Origin of the sequence: Streptosporangium sp. NPDC001681, assembly GCF_040298085.1 — a bacterium.
Taxonomy (GTDB): Bacteria; Actinomycetota; Actinomycetes; order Streptosporangiales; family Streptosporangiaceae; genus Streptosporangium.
The window spans coordinates 117,579-131,807 of record NZ_JBEOZN010000011.1 but is presented as its reverse complement, the minus strand read 5'-3'; the positions used below and the strand labels follow the sequence as shown (position 1 = coordinate 131,807).

Here is a 14,229-nt window from a genome sequence, read left to right as displayed (position 1 = left end):
TTCATCTGAGCGGCGTAGGCGGGGTTTTCCGCGGCGAGCTGGCGGTAGCCGGTGGCCATCGACAGCCAGACCGCGGCGTTGGGGATCTTCTCGGCATCACCGGCCGACACGCCGGCGGGCCACCCGTACCTACGATTGCCGTACCAGGTCAAGAACCCGGTCGCACCACCGGTCTCCTCATACAGATCCAGCACGGCCACCGGATCGTTTTCATGGGTGGGGTAGCTGCCCTTGCCGGGCACGAACGGAACCTCCCGCGCCTGCGACACCCCAGCGAAATGAACCCATTTCTCAGCCTCGTCGTATTCGGCGAACGACGCGACGGGCTTACCGCTTGACCGCCTCAGGTGCCGGTTGAGCGCCGTGCGGGCCTCCTGCAGGGCGCCGTTCTGCAGGGACCTGATGATCTCGCTCGACCAGGTGTCCATCTTCCGCTCGATGGTGTGGAGCTGTCCCTGGATCTGGGTGAGCTGGGCGATCGACACCTGCTGCAGTTTCAGGACCTCGTCGAACTTGCTCAGCATCTCGGTGTAGATGACGTTGAGGTTCTTGTTCACGGCGTCGAACTGCTTGTACATGACGGTCTGGAGTGTGACCACCTCCTGGCGGAGCTTGCCGAGCTCGGTCAGGATCCGCATCTCTATGCTCGGCTGACCGGCCTGGAAGAGCGGGAGCAGGGCTCCGATCGCGCCGAGGATGTTCCCGGTGAGCACCACCGACCCCAGGGAGAAGAGGGCGTCCTGAAATCCCTTCGCGGCGATCTTCGGGAGATAGTCGTTGATGGCGCTCGCGACCTTGATGGCCGCCTCGCCGAGGTACTTCACCCTCCTGCCGCTCTCCTTGTCGGCGAAGTCCACGACGCTGACGAGCCCTTTGAGTCCCTGCTCGACGTGCTTGATGTACTTTCCGCGTTGCGCGGCGCTCTCCTGCGCCCGTTCGAAGGCGGACTTGCAGTCGGCCAGGGCATCCGTGCGGATGGCGGCCCCGGGCGCGCAGGGCGGTTCCGCGGGAGCGGAGGTGCTCCAGAGGAACGCGCCGTCGTACGTGCTCTGCAACTCGTCGATCGCCTCGACCGCGTCCTTGATGATCTTGTTGTTCGCCGCCAGCAGGACACCCAGCCTCTTGTCGACCTCCTGTTGCCATCTGGGGTCGCCCGGGGAGTACTTGAGAATCTCGCTGAGCCCGATCACCTCGTTGAGCTCGGCGTCCGCCAGGAACTCCGCGGTCGTCGCACCGGCGGTGATACCGGATCGGACACCGACCTGGGAGTTCCAGACCCGCACCGCGGGGTGATCCACACCCAGGTCCAGCGCCACCTTCCGGATCCGGCCCGCACCGGCGAGGCTCACCTCGTCCAGGAGAATGGAGGTCTCCTGGTCGGTGTACCGCTGCGCGGCGAGCGCGTCCGACCAGCTGTCGTACCGCGAGATCGGCGAGATGACCAGGTCGCGCAGCGCGTTCTTGACGGTGGCGGCGACCCCCTCCATTCCCGGAACCCGCGCGCCCACCTCGGCGATCCTGGACATGAGGTCCACGCTGTCCTTCGCGTCGGCCTCCGAGCCGAGTTTCTGGTCGATCTGTTCCGAGGCGGCCTGAAGCCGGCTGAGATACTGCTCCTCGGTCAGCCCCGGCGAGGTGAGCGCGAGTGTCCCCAGATACTCGCTGAGCAGGCTGTCCCTGTACGGCTTCGGGCTCTTGAGGTGCGTGGCCGTCGCGTGCAGCCTGGTGTTCAAAGCCTCCTGTTGCGCCGGCGACGGATCGGCGTACACCGGGGGGGCGAACGTTGCATGTGTCAGGCTCGCGGTGAGCACGACGGCCATCACCGTCGCGACCAGCCGGCTCAGCCGGGACGCCCGTCCCCGACGTTGTGGGCGGTCAATTTTTCTCCATCTCGACCTCACTGAGGGTCCTCTCGCATAGATGTCGGCCGGGGGAGTCCGGCCGGGGTGAACTCGGCGATGGGGAGGCCACCTGTCCGAGGTCGCGCCGCGAGAGCTCGGGGCTACGGCCTTCCGCGAAGCCGTGCGTGGTGACACACCTGGTCGACGGCCGGCCCAGGTTCCCTCGTTATCCGGCACGGAGACTGCTGGGGAGGCGAGCTGCCGCTACGAGGTCGTCATATGGGTTTCCAGAGCAGATGCTCCGCGCCCAGCACGCGGAGGTGACGGACTCGGCATCGTCGGCCGGCGCGTGTCGTCACCGGCGTGGCGGGGGCCGATGTCATCCCATGTCGTATTCGATTCACACCCATCTGGTGCGGCTTCTCCGTCAGCAGCGCGTGAGTCCACCCACATCCGGGAGAGGAGGTGCCCGCGACGTTCCCACCGGCAGTGATCGCTGCCAGGCTGCTCGGTTGACTGCAGAGCCGTACGTGTCTCATGACACTTCCTGAATGCAAGCCTGATCGAATGATCGAAGCGTCACTCAAATCACTTATGAGGGACTTATGGGAATTTGGATGCCCCCTTTTAGTTCATCTTTAGTTCATCGTTGTGCTGGTCGGAAATAGCCACGGACAGACAGGCAGCAGGCGTCGACCCGGCGCCAGATCACGGAGAGCTGCGACGATATGGGGCTTGCTCGGAGACCTCCGGCGGTGTCGGACGAGTGATCGGTGACGACGTGTGATCAGGTGGTGGAAACCGCGATGGGAACGAGGGCGACCCTCATGCCGGGGTTGAGCCGCTCCAGATCCCGGATCTTGTTATGGCTCTGACGTTTGAGACTGAGAGTGTCGAAGTAGTCGGCGCCCAGGTCCTGGAAGCGCAGGCCTTATCGGTTCCGGGTTGGCCATTGACCTGCCCAGACGGCCGGCAGGACCTGGAGTTGACGCAGGGTCTTGTGGAGGGTCAGGCCACCCCGGCTTCCTTTGGGCCGGTCAGCCGAAATCCGCCGGGAACAGGACTTGCGGGTGGCCCGGGGCTTGGGGCTTGGGGCTACATCATCGGCGCCTACAGCCACCGCGACTTCGCCGACGGGGCTCCCATCAACATCATCGCGAAGTCGGCGACCACGGCGACGGCGCCATCAACGTCTTCAACGACGTCTCGGTCCGCTGATCCCGTCTCTCAGCCGGGGTCTGCCTCACGCATGCGTTCGGTGGTCCAGTAGGACGCGACATCCTCGAGAGCGCGATCATTCCACGATCCTGGGGCGGCGCGCTCAGGATAGCCCGGACGAATGATCACCATGGCCATCGCCGCCGGCACGAGCGCGGCGGCGATGGCCGACAACGCGACTGCTCGTCGGCTCATGCCCCCGACGTAGTCTGGACGGCCGGTTGGTGGCGCGGGGCGGCGAGGTCGTGGGCGGAGCGGGCCAGCCAGATCATGATCAAGACGCTCGAGACCACGCCGAGAGCCTCGACAGCCCTTCCCTCGCCCAGGAACGGCAATGCCGCCAGTACCAGAAAGATCGGCGCCACCAGGGCGGTGATACCGTATGCGACGGTCGCCGTCCCCCAGCGGTCGTCGTACCCCTGGGCCCGCAGGACCAGCACCGTCCAGACCAGGCCGGCCAGACCGCAGATCGACTCCGCCACATCCGGGACGGGCCAGCCGACGAGGTCGAGTACGCCGATGACGGTGAAACCGCCGTACCCCAGCACCCCCGCGCCCCGCATGTACGGCCGGTCGCCGCCCAGCACCCGCATGAACAGCAGCACGACCACCCACATCGCCGCAGAGTCGATCACCGTCGCATCCGCCCAGATCGACGCGGTGACGTGGAGCAGCCACGTCGCAGCTGTCGCGACGTAGAGCGCCACGCGCAACCGCAGGGTGTTCCGGTCCTGCTGGGGTGGCGGCCCCGCCAGCGGCCCGCGCAGGATCTGCCAGATCCCCCATGCCCAGGACAGCCCGGCCAGGACCAGGAGGAGCAGGTTCTGCCCCGTCGCTGCGACGCCTTCGGTCGTGGTTGCGAACAGCGTCAGCCACCACAACGGGCCGAGGTCGCCAGAGATCAGGGCGACGACGACGGCGACCATCAGCGCGGCGCCGTACAGACCGGTGACGAGCAGGGCGGGCAGGGCTGAACGGTGACGACGTAACACAGGACGCTTCCTGAGGATTCGGAGGGGATGGGAGCGAACGCCTCACCCTACAATCGATCATGAGGAGTGGCGCCAGGCGGAGGGCGTGCGTCCGCAGGCGCGTTAGAACGCCACGCCGGGCGATTGTGAAGGAAATGCTCCTTCGATGAGGATTGATCACTGTTTAGTGTGATCTGCCACATGTGAGGCGTCATGATCTGAAAAGCAGACGTAACAGCTCGCTTTTCTCGGCCGTCGGTGATCGGATAGCTCCGCCCGGCCGCCCCGAGATGTGATGCCGACCGGAAAGGACGGTGCACGGTGCCCGATACGGGTCAGCGGGACACGGGTGATCCCAAAGCACTCGGCCACGACACGACCGAGCCGCACGCGAGTGCTTCCCTCGACCTCGGTCAGCCTGTCCCGTCCGCCCGCCGACGCCTTGGGTGGATCACCGCGGTGACGGCCTGCGTGGTGCTCGGCGCGCTCGTTGTCTCCATTGCACTCTTCGCGATCTTCTGGCCTTCCACAGGACTGTTGGACTATGACGATGACGTCAACTTGGATGACACCATCGAGGCGGTTGCGATCGGGCAGATCAACGACCGACCGATCGCCGTCACCAACGACTATGACGGCACCATGCGGGTGTGGGACCTGACCACGTACAAAGCCATCGGCGAACCGATGACCGGCCACACCGAAGCCGTCCGGGCGGTGGCGGTCGGGCAGGTCAAGGGCCGACCGATCGCCGTCACCGGCGGCTATGACAACACCGTGCGAGTGTGGGACCTGACCACACGCACACCCATCGGCAAACCAATGACCGGACACACCAACACCATCCAGGCGGTGGCAATCAGCCAGGTCAACGGCCGACCGATCGCCGTCACCGGCGGCTATGACAACACCGTGCGGATGTGGGACTTAACCACACGCACACCCATCGGCAAACCAATGACCGGACACACCGACATCATCCAGGCGGTGGCAGTCGGACAGGCCAACGGTCAGCCGGTCGCCGTCACCGGCGGCGAGGACAAGACCGTACGGGTGTGGGACCTGACCACGTACAAACCCATCGGCAAACCAATGACCGGACACACCGACATCGTCTATGCGGTGGCAGTCGGACAGGTGAACGGTCAGCCGGTCGCCGTCACCGGCGGCCGAGACAACACCGTGCGGATGTGGGACCTGACCACACGCGAACCCATCGGCGAACCGATGACCGAGCACGCTAAGGATGACTTCACCCATACGGTCCGGGCGGTGGCGGTCGGGCACGTGAACGGCCGACCGGTCGCCGTCACCAGCGACGACGGACGAGTATGGGATCTGACCACGCGCGTACCCAGCGGCGCATTGACGACCGGCCACATCGAGGCCGTCCAGGCGGTGGCGGTCGGGCAGCTCAACGACCGACCGATCGCCCTCACCGGCGGCTATGACAAGATCGTGCGGGTGTGGGACCTGACCACGCGTAAACTCCTCGGCGAATTGGCGAACCAAGAACCGACCACATCGACCCCGTAGTTGCGGTCGGGCAGGTGAACGATCAACCGATCGCCGTCACCGGAGACGGTGACGGCGACAGCATCGTGCGGATGTGGGACTTGAGTCCCTACACCTGACGAGGCGGCATGCCACACAGCTGAGCCAAAAACCTGCCCACCACCACGCGCCAGGGTTCGCTGCCACCTGCCCACGCACTGTCCGATTTTCGGATTAGTCACCCGGCAATGCAGAAGGCCGTTCCCGACTGATCGGAAACGGCCTCTGACCTGGTGGGGTGTTCACGAGTAGGTCTGGCCTGGGGCGCTGAAGGTGGCTCGAAGATCGCTTCCCGAGATGGCCGTGATCGTTTCCCGGCCGAGCCCCCGAGGTTTCAGCGTGCCGCCTCGGGCATACGGACCGTTGTGTACGGATGTGGTTGCTCCAGCCACTCACTGGTCAGCCTTGCGCCTGCGGTCTGGTCGATGACCGCGAGCATGGCGGCTCGCCAGTCGTAGTCCTCGTCACGCTCCTCGAACTCGACGAAGAAGTCCGTCATCGCCTGCGGTCGCGGCCATTGGCCGATGCCGGCATGGTCTTCCGGGCGCCGTGATGGTGTGCGCCATCGCGGCGGTGGTCCGGGCGCTGCGTGTCAGTTGAGCTCGCCGGGATGGATGACGACCTTGGTCCAGCCGAGATCCCTCCGGTCGAAGTGCTCGTAGCCGTCCGGTGCGTCGTCCAGGTTCAGTTCATGCGAGACGACCCAGGACGGCCGGGCCTTCCCTTCGTGGATGAGCGTGCGGAGCTGCCGGTTGTAGCGCTTCACGTTGCACTGGCCGTTGCCGATCATCTGGCCCTTGAACCAGAACATCCCGTAGTCGAAGGCGATCTCGCCCTGCTTGAAGAGATCGTCCGGGCTGCCGGGGTCCGACGGGATGAAGACGCCGACGACGCCGATGGTCCCGGTGAACTTGACCGATCTGACGAGGTCGTTGAGCGTCATGTTGGGGTGCTCGTGCCCCTGTGGGTCGTGGGCCTGGTAGCCCACGCACTCGCAGCCCCGGTCGGCGCCCAGGCCCTTGGTGAGCTCCATGACCTGATCGACCGGTGGCGACTGGGAGTCGTCGATCGCGATCGCGCCGATCTCCTCGGCTTTGGCGAGCCGGTCGGGGTGGCGGTCGACGACCATCACCTTGCTCGCGCTCTTGAGCGTGGCGGAGTAGGCGGCCATCAGCCCGACGGGCCCCGCTCCGTAGATCACGACCGAGTCGCCCGCCTCCACCTGGGCGAGTTGAGTCGCGTGCCAGCCGGTCGGCCAGATGTCGGCGAGCATCACGTAGTCGTTCTGCTTCTCCTTCGCGTCGTCCGGGAGGACGAGGCAGTTGAAGTCGCCGTACGGCACGCGCAACAACTCGGCCTGGCCGCCGTTGTAGGGCCCCATGTCCGCGAAGCCGTAGGCCGCCCCGGCCATGCCCGGCTCGGGATTGGTGGTGAGGCAGTAGGCCGTCAGGCCCTTTTCGCAGTTCGCGCAGAAGCCGCACGAGATGTTGAACGGGATGCAGACCACGTCGCCGACGCGGACGCGGTCGACGGCCGGTCCGACCTCGACCACTTCGCCGAGGTTCTCGTGACCGAGGACGCGGCCCGTCTCGAAGTCGGTCCGGCCTTCGTACATGTGCAGGTCCGACCCGCAGATGTTGGTCGTGGTGATGCGAACCAGGACATCGGTGGGCCGCTCTATGCGCGCGTCCGGGACTTCCTCGACGTTGACCTGTCGAGGTCCGTTGTACACGATCGCTTTCATGATTTCCTCGCATGCGGTTGATTGCGAAGGATCGCCTTACCCGCCAGAGACGGGGCGAGAGGTTCTACGCCGTACAGCAGGTCAACGGTTCGTTCCTCCTTCCTTGCTCGCCGCGGCCACGCCCCTGGGAGGGCTCGGCGCCGGATTCACCGGGCGTCCGAGGCGGGCCGTTCAGAGCTGATCGCCGAGGCCGTCCCGGCCGCCTCAGAGCAGCAGGTCGAAGACACGTATCGTGCGCTCCCACTGCTCGGTCGCGGGGTTCTTCACCTCCGGATCCACGATCTTGAAAGCCTGAGCCAGTGCCACTGACAGGCCGCCGACGATCTCGGGCAGGCGGCCGACGGTCTCCTCGCCGACCGACAGGTCGAGCGGAGGCAGCGTGGCGAGCTGCTCCAGGATGGGTTTCAGCTCGATGTCCTCATCGAGGAGGCGGAATCGGTGGATGCTCTCCTGGAGGCCCTTGGTGACGGGTAAATCCCAGGGTTCGATGATGTCGCGACGGTTCGCCTTGGCGTGGGCCTGGCCGATCACCAGAAGGTCGTAGAGCTTGTCGTTCACGAAGTCGCCGTAGCGCCGGAGGTCGTCCTTGTCGACATCGACACCTGCGGCGCTACGGAAGAAGCGTTCGAATCTCGGCACCGCCATGACAGCCATGGAGGTCTCCTTCCTTCCGGCCCGGAGTCACTCTCCGGCCTGGAGGTAGTCGTGGATCAGCCGTACGGCCATGGCGCCTTCACCGACCGCCGCGGCCACCCGCTTGACCGACCCGCTCCGCACGTCCCCGGCCGCGAACACGCCCGCCCTGCTCGTCTCCAGCGGAAACGGCCGGCCGGCGGAGTCGGGTACGCCTTCCTTACCGGACCGGGTGGCGTCCGCGCCCGTCAGGATGTAGCCCCGCGGGTCGAGCGCGATCTCGTCGGCCAGCCAGGCGGTGTACGGCTCCGCGCCGATGAAGATGAACATCGCGCGGGCCTCGATCGTGGAACGCTCGCCGGTGACGTTGTTCTCGGCGATGACCGCGGCGAGCCTCTCTTCCCCCATCAGCTCCCGGACCTCGGTGTTCGGCATGATCTGGATCTGGGAGTGCCGTTCGATCTCGACGGCCAGGTAGCGGGACATGTTCCTGGACAGCGCGTCCTCGCGCACGAGCAGCCGGACGCAGGCGGCGTGCCGGGCCAGGAACAGGGCGGCCTGGCCGGCCGAGTTGCCTCCGCCCACCACGACGATCGGATCCCGCTCGCACATCTGGGCTTCGAACATGGTCGCCGCGTAGTAGACGCTCGTGGGCTCGAACCTTTCCAGGTTCCCGACGTCGAGCCTCCGGTAGCGGACGCCGGTCGCGACGATCAGGGTGCGCGCGTGGATCGTGCCGCCCTCCCCTACGGTGACGATGTGATCGCCCGCGTCCAGGCGCAGTCCGCACGCCTGTGCGGGGACGCAGAAACGCGCGCCGAACTTGCCGGCCTGGATCGCCGCCCGCTCCGCCAGTTCGCCGCCGGAGATCCCGGACGGGAAGCCGAGGTAGTTCTCGATCCGCGAGGAGGTGCCCGCCTGGCCGCCCGTCGCGACATCGTCCAGGACCGTCGTCGCGAGGCCCTCCGACGCCCCGTAGACCGCCGCCGCCAGCCCCGCCGGCCCGGCCCCGATGACGAGCAGGTCGCATCGGGTCTCCTGCACCCGTGGTGCGAGGAGCCCGACCGCCCGGGCCAGCTCCGCGTTGCTCGGGTTGCGAAGCACCCTCTCGCCACGCCAGATCACGACCGGGGTCTCCTGCGGGGTGACGCCCATGCTCCGCAGGAACCGCTCCGCCTCCTCGTCCTGCTCCAGGTCGATCCACCGGTGCGGCAGCCGGTTGCGTGCCGCGAACTCCCGCAGCCGCCGGGAGTCGGCCGAGAAGCGGGAGCCGATGATGCGGAAGCCCGCCCCCAGTCCGATGAGCATCGTGCGGCGGATGAGGTAGGCCCGCAGGATGAGGTCGCCGAGTGCCGGATCCCCGGCGACCAGGCGGCGGAGCGCGTCCGCCGGCACGGCGAGAACCTCGCCGTCCTCGGCCACCACGCCGGTGACGAAGCCCACCTGGCCGGTGAGCACGTTGAGCTCTCCCAGGAACCGGCCTGCCCCGTGGACGCCGATCACCTGGTCGTCCGCTCCGAATCCCTCGACCGTCGCCACCTTGCCAGCCAGGATCGCGAAGAACTCGGTGCACGGAAGACCCTCCGCGTACAGGACCTCGTCCTGGCGGACGCGGCGCCGCTCGCCGTGCGGGGCCAGCGCCTGGAGCTGCGCGTCGCTCAGCCGCGGGTAGGCCCCCTGCGGGTCCGGCGTCTCGGAAAGCTCAGGCGGCCAGCGCATCGTCCACCCATTCGCGTAGGGCGGGAGCCGGCGCCGCGCCCGATCGCCGGGTGAGGACCCGGCCCTGATCGATCACGACAAGGGTCGGGATGGCCTGTACGGTGAAGCGCTCCGAGAGCCGGGGCGCTTCGTCCACGTTCACCTTCACCAGCTTCAGGCGACCGGCAAGATCGGCCGCGACCTGCTCCAGCGCCGGGCTGACCATGCGGCACGGGCCGCACCAAGGGGCCCAGAAGTCGACGACCACCGGGATCCGGGCCGCCTCGACGACCTCGCTGAAGTCGTCGTCCCCGGCCTCGGTGACCCAGGGAAGCGGCTGGTGGCAGTCGCCGCACCGCGGGATTCCTGAGGCGGCCCTGGGCAGCCGGTTCTTCCGTCCGCATTTCGAGCATTGGACGACGCTCGCGTCCTTGGTCTGTGACCGCATGGTCAGACCTCCGGATTCCCCTACGTCATCGAGGGTGTGCCGCCGGTCAGTGCGACATGGATGACCGCCCCGTCGAGGGCGTCGCCGGCGACCGGTTCGCCGGTCTCGGCGGCCGCTCGGTGACGAGCCGCTGCTCAGTCTCCTCCACATCCCCAAGCTATCTCCGCCGCCAAAGGCGCTTTGCAGCACCCCCCAACGCTGACCAGCGGCTATCCCCGCGTGTGATCCCTTTCTGCCGTATCGGGGTGCCGTTAACGAACGTGTCACCAGCCGTCAACCGAGTCGATCACCCAGACCAGGCAGCGCTTCTCCCAGGAGAGAGTGAGGTGGAAGCCCCGGTCTCCACGGCGTCGAACCCGGCAACTCCGTACTCAGGATCGTCGATCACACGGGAACGGTCCGGTTGGACGATCGCCGCCGCACGATCCGCAGCCCGGTAGCACTCGCAGAAGACGCTCATGCCGGCGATCCTGATCCGGCGCGCACGACAGGGCAACTACTCGGGCGTACCTGCCTGGTGACCCTTGAAGACTTCGCCCGAGCTTCCCACAGTGCCGACAAGCAAGGATCTCGAAGTGCGCCAGTGACTGCCAGTGCTGCGCCGTTTACAGTGTGGAGTTGTTGGTCGCATGGCGTGAATGCGGCAGGCGGGTATGACTGCTTCTCCGTGGGAGGCGATGGTGATGTCACTGTTGGAACGTGTGACCCAAGCCGAGGCGACCGCACGGCAGCAGGCGGACGGACTACGAGCGCAACTGGCCGCCGTCGAAGAGCAACTGCGCCGACTGGCAATCACTCGTGAGACTCTGACGGAGTTCGCCGACGACGACCCCAGCGAAACCGACACGGCCGCAGACGACGGCGTGGTCATCGAGGAGCCGTCCGGCTCGGCCCGTAGCGACTCGACGCCTGCCGCCCCTACGGGGCTTCCGGCGGCAGGCGGTGGCGTTTCTGGCCACAGCCGAGGAGCCCATGCGGGCGCGGGAGATCGCGCAGGCCATCGGTAAGCCGGATACCCGCTCGCAGGTGGAGGGGATGCGCTCCCGGCTGCAACGGCTGGTGAGCGACGGCTGGCTACGGCGCGAAGCGGGCGGACTTTATGCGATCGCCTCCAATATCAACGGGCACGCGCCCAGCTGGGAGGCCGTTTGACCGCCGGTATGTGATCACGACCCCTGCCGTGAACAAGTTGGTGCCGCCGAGATTAGGCCCTTGGCGGCACCCGGGTTGCGTGAGCGCCCAGCAGGACTAACCGACAGTGGCTCCCGCATTCCCGAGAGTAACCTGAACGAGGTGTCTTGGGGAGACGTCGAGCCCCGATTTCGCCTGCCCTGCCATCAGCAGGGTCGCGGCGGGAAGGACCGACGATGCCCTCACCAGGGCGAAAACGAGCTCGTCCCGAGTCAGCTTCCCTTCGGCCTGGCGGGCGGATCAGGCCACAACCGGATGCCCAGCCCCGCCTCCAACTGGGCGATGGTGGCCACGTCGGGCCAGCAGCGGCCGACGGCCACGTCGTTGACGGTCTGCCGGTTCACCCCGGATACCTCTGCCAGGCGGCGGAAACTCAGCCCCTGCTCGGCCATCACGTTCTGCAGAGCGGCGGCGATGGCGGCCGGATGGCCGGACAGGTCCGCGTGGGGCCAGTTCTCCGGGTCCTCGGCCAGCTCCCGGGGAGAGCGGGACCGCGCACGTCCTCCGACCATGACAAACGGATCCTTTCGGTGGATGTCGTCGCGCTGCGCAACGGCAGATTGTTCTGCCGCTATGGATGGGGTGTGACCCTCGATCCCGCGACCTCGGCGAAGATCACTGGCTACCGGCCGCAGAAAGCTCCACCGGAGTGGGACCACATCTGCGGGCATGTGCGGATGCTGGTCGCCGCCAGCGCTGAGCGCTCCCCCTACCGGGTGGAACGGCTACTCACCGCGACCACCCGCCTGGCCGTGTGGTGCCACCGCTCCGGCCTGCCGGATAACCCGGAAGTGTGGCTGCGGCACGAGACGATCGACGCGTTCGTCCTGACTGGCTGCACCGACCTGGCCCCGAGTTCGGCGCAGACCTACCGCAGCTGGCTGCGGCACATGCGCGCCACCCTGGCCTGGCTGGAACGCGGCGAACAAGCGCCGCCACCGATGAAAGCCCCCAAGAAGGTCAGCCCGCCGTACTCGCCGGCCCAGCTCAGCCACCTTCGCGGCTGGGCCGAACACCTGCCCGGCCAGGCCAGAGGCGATGCACTGGCATTGATGGCACTCGCCTTCGGTTGCGGTCTGACCTCTGGCGAAGTGGCCGCCATCCGAACCGGGCACCTGCGTCGCCTGGACTCCGGCGCGATCGTGGTCACCGCCCCCGGCACGCAGCGGTTGATCGTCTGCCGCGCTGCCTGGGAGGACATCCTGACTCAAGCCACAGACCGGCCCGGCGACGCCTTCGCTTCCGACCTGGGCGCGCCTCCCGGCGCGCCAAGAACCTGTTCAGCTCCTGGACGGCCCGCCACCGGCCGACCGGAGGCCTGCCCGCCCTGTCGGTGCGCCGGCTGCGCTCCTCCTGGATCGTCGAGTTGCTGGGCGCGCGGATCGATCTGGGCGTGGTGGCCGCCGCGGCCGGGATGAGCACCTCCGCACTGGCCCGCTACCAGCATTTCGTCCCCGCCCTGGACGAGCCCACCGCGGTCGCGCTGCTGCGCGGCCGCGGCAGGTGAGTACGGCGAAGCCACGCGCCTGGCCGCCGCGCACCACCCGAGCCCGAGCCACCCGACCACGGCCTCCCACCAAGCAGACAGCACAAATCCCCGACGCCGTCGCCGGCCACTACGCCCGACTGCTGGACGATTCCGGCGTCATGACGTTGATCGACGACGAGCTCGGCCCACGCCCCGGACCGGCGGGAGTGCCGATCCGGGCGGTGCTCGTCTGGCGGCCGTCCCTCGTCCGGGCCGGTCTGCTCGGGTTGGTCTCGGACCTCGGGGACGGCTTTCTTGGCACCTGGACCGACAAGGCCGGCACCGAGCGGCGCAAGCGGTTCGCGACCCGCGAGGAGGCCGTCTCCCATCTCGCCCAGCACGCGGGCGAGGGGCTGCGGTTCCATGACCTACGGCACTGCTATGCGACCTGGCTCGTCTCCGAGGGCGTCCCCGTCAACGATGTGGCGGGACTCATCGGGCACGAGCAGATCTCGACCACGCTCAACCGCTACACGCACGCCTCACGCGACCGCAACAACAGGGCTCGCGCGGTGTTCGCTGACTTCTCCCTGGCCTCGTTCCCGGAGGTCCTACCCATAGACCAACAATCCTCCGCTGACGAATCAGCCACGTAGCCCGAACACGGTGAAGACCCGATTCCACGAGCTGGAGTCGGGTCTTTCGGTCTCTCGCCCCACAAGGGGCTATAACGGCGAGAAGAAGCACCACATGAGCGTGTTTCGTCTCTGACTTCCATCACAATGATCATGTGATCGACTACTACCGCAGTTTCTTCGAGCGGCATCAGTGGCTAGAGGACGGACTTTCCTGGACCGTGGCGCAACCCCTCAACGAAGAGATCACGGTGGACGATCTCCTGCGGCAACTGAACGGAGGCCGCGATCCCGAGCGGCGCGTCATGGAATATCCCCGAGAGGAGGCCGCAGACGAGAACCGACCCGTCCTCCTCGTCTCCGAAGGAGAAGGAACCTGGGGCTTCCTCGAACTCGCCTACGGCTTCGGCTTGTCCGACCGCGTCCTCACCGCCCTCAGCACGAAGTCACGCGTGTGGATGGTGACCTGGCACTTCAACGGGGGCTACACGATCCTCCACGCGGCCGACGGCGAGATCAGAGCGCGGATGCGTGACTTCCTCTCCACCCAATACGCCGTTGAGGAAGGCGATCCAACTGTCCTGGCAGACTTTCGCGCCATGCTCGCCTGCCTCGATCCAGAGGATTACAGCGGTAAGCGCAGCGCGGCGTTCGCCTTCATCGAGGCGGCCACCGGCATGAGCCTGGAGAGCGAGTGGCCGGACGTGGAGAATGCCCCCGTCGTCATCCTCGACAACCCCGGTGCCTGACCCAGTCATTGGCTGGCCCCCTCGTCACAGCGCGGCAGTTCACCCGCTCCGAGAACGTCCGCTGACCTTTCGCTGACTC

General features: G+C 67.0%; 14 protein-coding genes. 5 read left to right on the top strand and 9 right to left on the bottom strand.

All coding sequences use genetic code 11. The annotated features are described in order from the left end of the window. The 3 genes from ABT130_RS07800 to ABT130_RS07790 form a co-directional block, all read right to left on the bottom strand. Window positions 1-1,733: hypothetical protein (locus ABT130_RS07800; protein WP_350953757.1), on the bottom strand; the 1,733-nt coding region annotated here is incomplete at its 3' end. Window positions 1,734-3,068: 1,335 nt separating this feature from the next. Beyond that, on the bottom strand, window positions 3,069-3,254 hold the full coding sequence (locus tag ABT130_RS07795) for a hypothetical protein (RefSeq protein ID WP_350953755.1): 186 nt from the start codon (window positions 3,252-3,254) through the stop codon (window positions 3,069-3,071). Beyond that, on the bottom strand, window positions 3,251-4,051 hold the full coding sequence (locus ABT130_RS07790; protein WP_350953753.1) for a hypothetical protein: 801 nt from the start codon (window positions 4,049-4,051) through the stop codon (window positions 3,251-3,253). Before ABT130_RS07790 ends, ABT130_RS07795 begins: the two co-directional genes overlap by 4 nt. 300 nt (window positions 4,052-4,351) lie before the next feature. Here ABT130_RS07790 and ABT130_RS07785 point away from each other — a divergent pair, with 300 nt between their 5' ends. Next, the gene (locus tag ABT130_RS07785; protein ID WP_350953751.1) at window positions 4,352-5,566 is read left to right on the top strand and encodes a WD40 repeat domain-containing protein; all 1,215 of its coding nucleotides are present in this window, start codon (window positions 4,352-4,354) and stop codon (window positions 5,564-5,566) included. Between the two features lie 352 nt (window positions 5,567-5,918). On the opposite strand, the gene ABT130_RS07780 is transcribed toward ABT130_RS07785, so the two are convergent. The 5 genes from ABT130_RS07780 to trxA form a co-directional block, all read right to left on the bottom strand. Continuing rightward, a complete protein-coding gene (locus ABT130_RS07780; protein WP_157594724.1) occupies window positions 5,919-6,083 on the bottom strand; it encodes a hypothetical protein in 165 nt (54 codons plus the stop codon). A 93-nt stretch (window positions 6,084-6,176) separates the two neighbouring features. Further along, window positions 6,177-7,328 (bottom strand): glutathione-independent formaldehyde dehydrogenase, encoded by a 1,152-nt coding sequence (locus ABT130_RS07775; protein WP_350953749.1) that lies wholly within the window; start codon window positions 7,326-7,328, stop codon window positions 6,177-6,179. A gap of 204 nt (window positions 7,329-7,532) precedes the next feature. Then, window positions 7,533-7,982 (bottom strand): DUF1931 family protein, encoded by a 450-nt coding sequence (locus tag ABT130_RS07770; protein WP_350953747.1) that lies wholly within the window; start codon window positions 7,980-7,982, stop codon window positions 7,533-7,535. Window positions 7,983-8,009: 27 nt separating this feature from the next. Further along, window positions 8,010-9,680: an FAD-dependent oxidoreductase gene (locus ABT130_RS07765; RefSeq protein ID WP_350953745.1), complete on the bottom strand. Its 1,671-nt coding sequence runs from the start codon at window positions 9,678-9,680 to the stop codon at window positions 8,010-8,012. Beyond that, window positions 9,664-10,107, bottom strand: coding sequence for a thioredoxin (trxA, locus tag ABT130_RS07760; RefSeq protein ID WP_350953743.1), 444 nt, complete (start codon window positions 10,105-10,107; stop codon window positions 9,664-9,666). The genes ABT130_RS07765 and trxA overlap by 17 nt, the downstream gene beginning before the upstream one ends. A gap of 942 nt (window positions 10,108-11,049) precedes the next feature. On the opposite strand from trxA, the gene ABT130_RS07755 reads away from it, so the two are divergent. Beyond that, on the top strand, window positions 11,050-11,259 hold the full coding sequence (locus ABT130_RS07755) for a hypothetical protein (RefSeq protein WP_350953741.1): 210 nt from the start codon (window positions 11,050-11,052) through the stop codon (window positions 11,257-11,259). Between the two features lie 251 nt (window positions 11,260-11,510). Here the strand turns inward: ABT130_RS07755 and ABT130_RS07750 are convergent, their stop codons facing one another. Then, a complete protein-coding gene (locus ABT130_RS07750) occupies window positions 11,511-11,810 on the bottom strand; it encodes a helix-turn-helix domain-containing protein (RefSeq protein WP_350953740.1) in 300 nt (99 codons plus the stop codon). Window positions 11,811-11,828: 18 nt separating this feature from the next. On the opposite strand from ABT130_RS07750, the gene ABT130_RS07745 reads away from it, so the two are divergent. The 3 genes from ABT130_RS07745 to ABT130_RS07735 all read left to right on the top strand — a co-directional run bounded on the left by ABT130_RS07745 (window position 11,829) and on the right by ABT130_RS07735 (window position 14,150). Beyond that, window positions 11,829-12,716: a hypothetical protein gene (locus ABT130_RS07745; protein WP_350953738.1), complete on the top strand. Its 888-nt coding sequence runs from the start codon at window positions 11,829-11,831 to the stop codon at window positions 12,714-12,716. Window positions 12,717-12,945: 229 nt separating this feature from the next. Next, entirely contained in the window at window positions 12,946-13,422 is a 477-nt protein-coding gene (locus tag ABT130_RS07740) for a tyrosine-type recombinase/integrase (RefSeq protein WP_350953736.1), read from the top strand. A 134-nt stretch (window positions 13,423-13,556) separates the two neighbouring features. Then, a complete protein-coding gene (locus ABT130_RS07735; RefSeq protein ID WP_350953734.1) occupies window positions 13,557-14,150 on the top strand; it encodes a hypothetical protein in 594 nt (197 codons plus the stop codon). The last annotated feature ends 79 nt before the right edge of the window (window positions 14,151-14,229 follow it).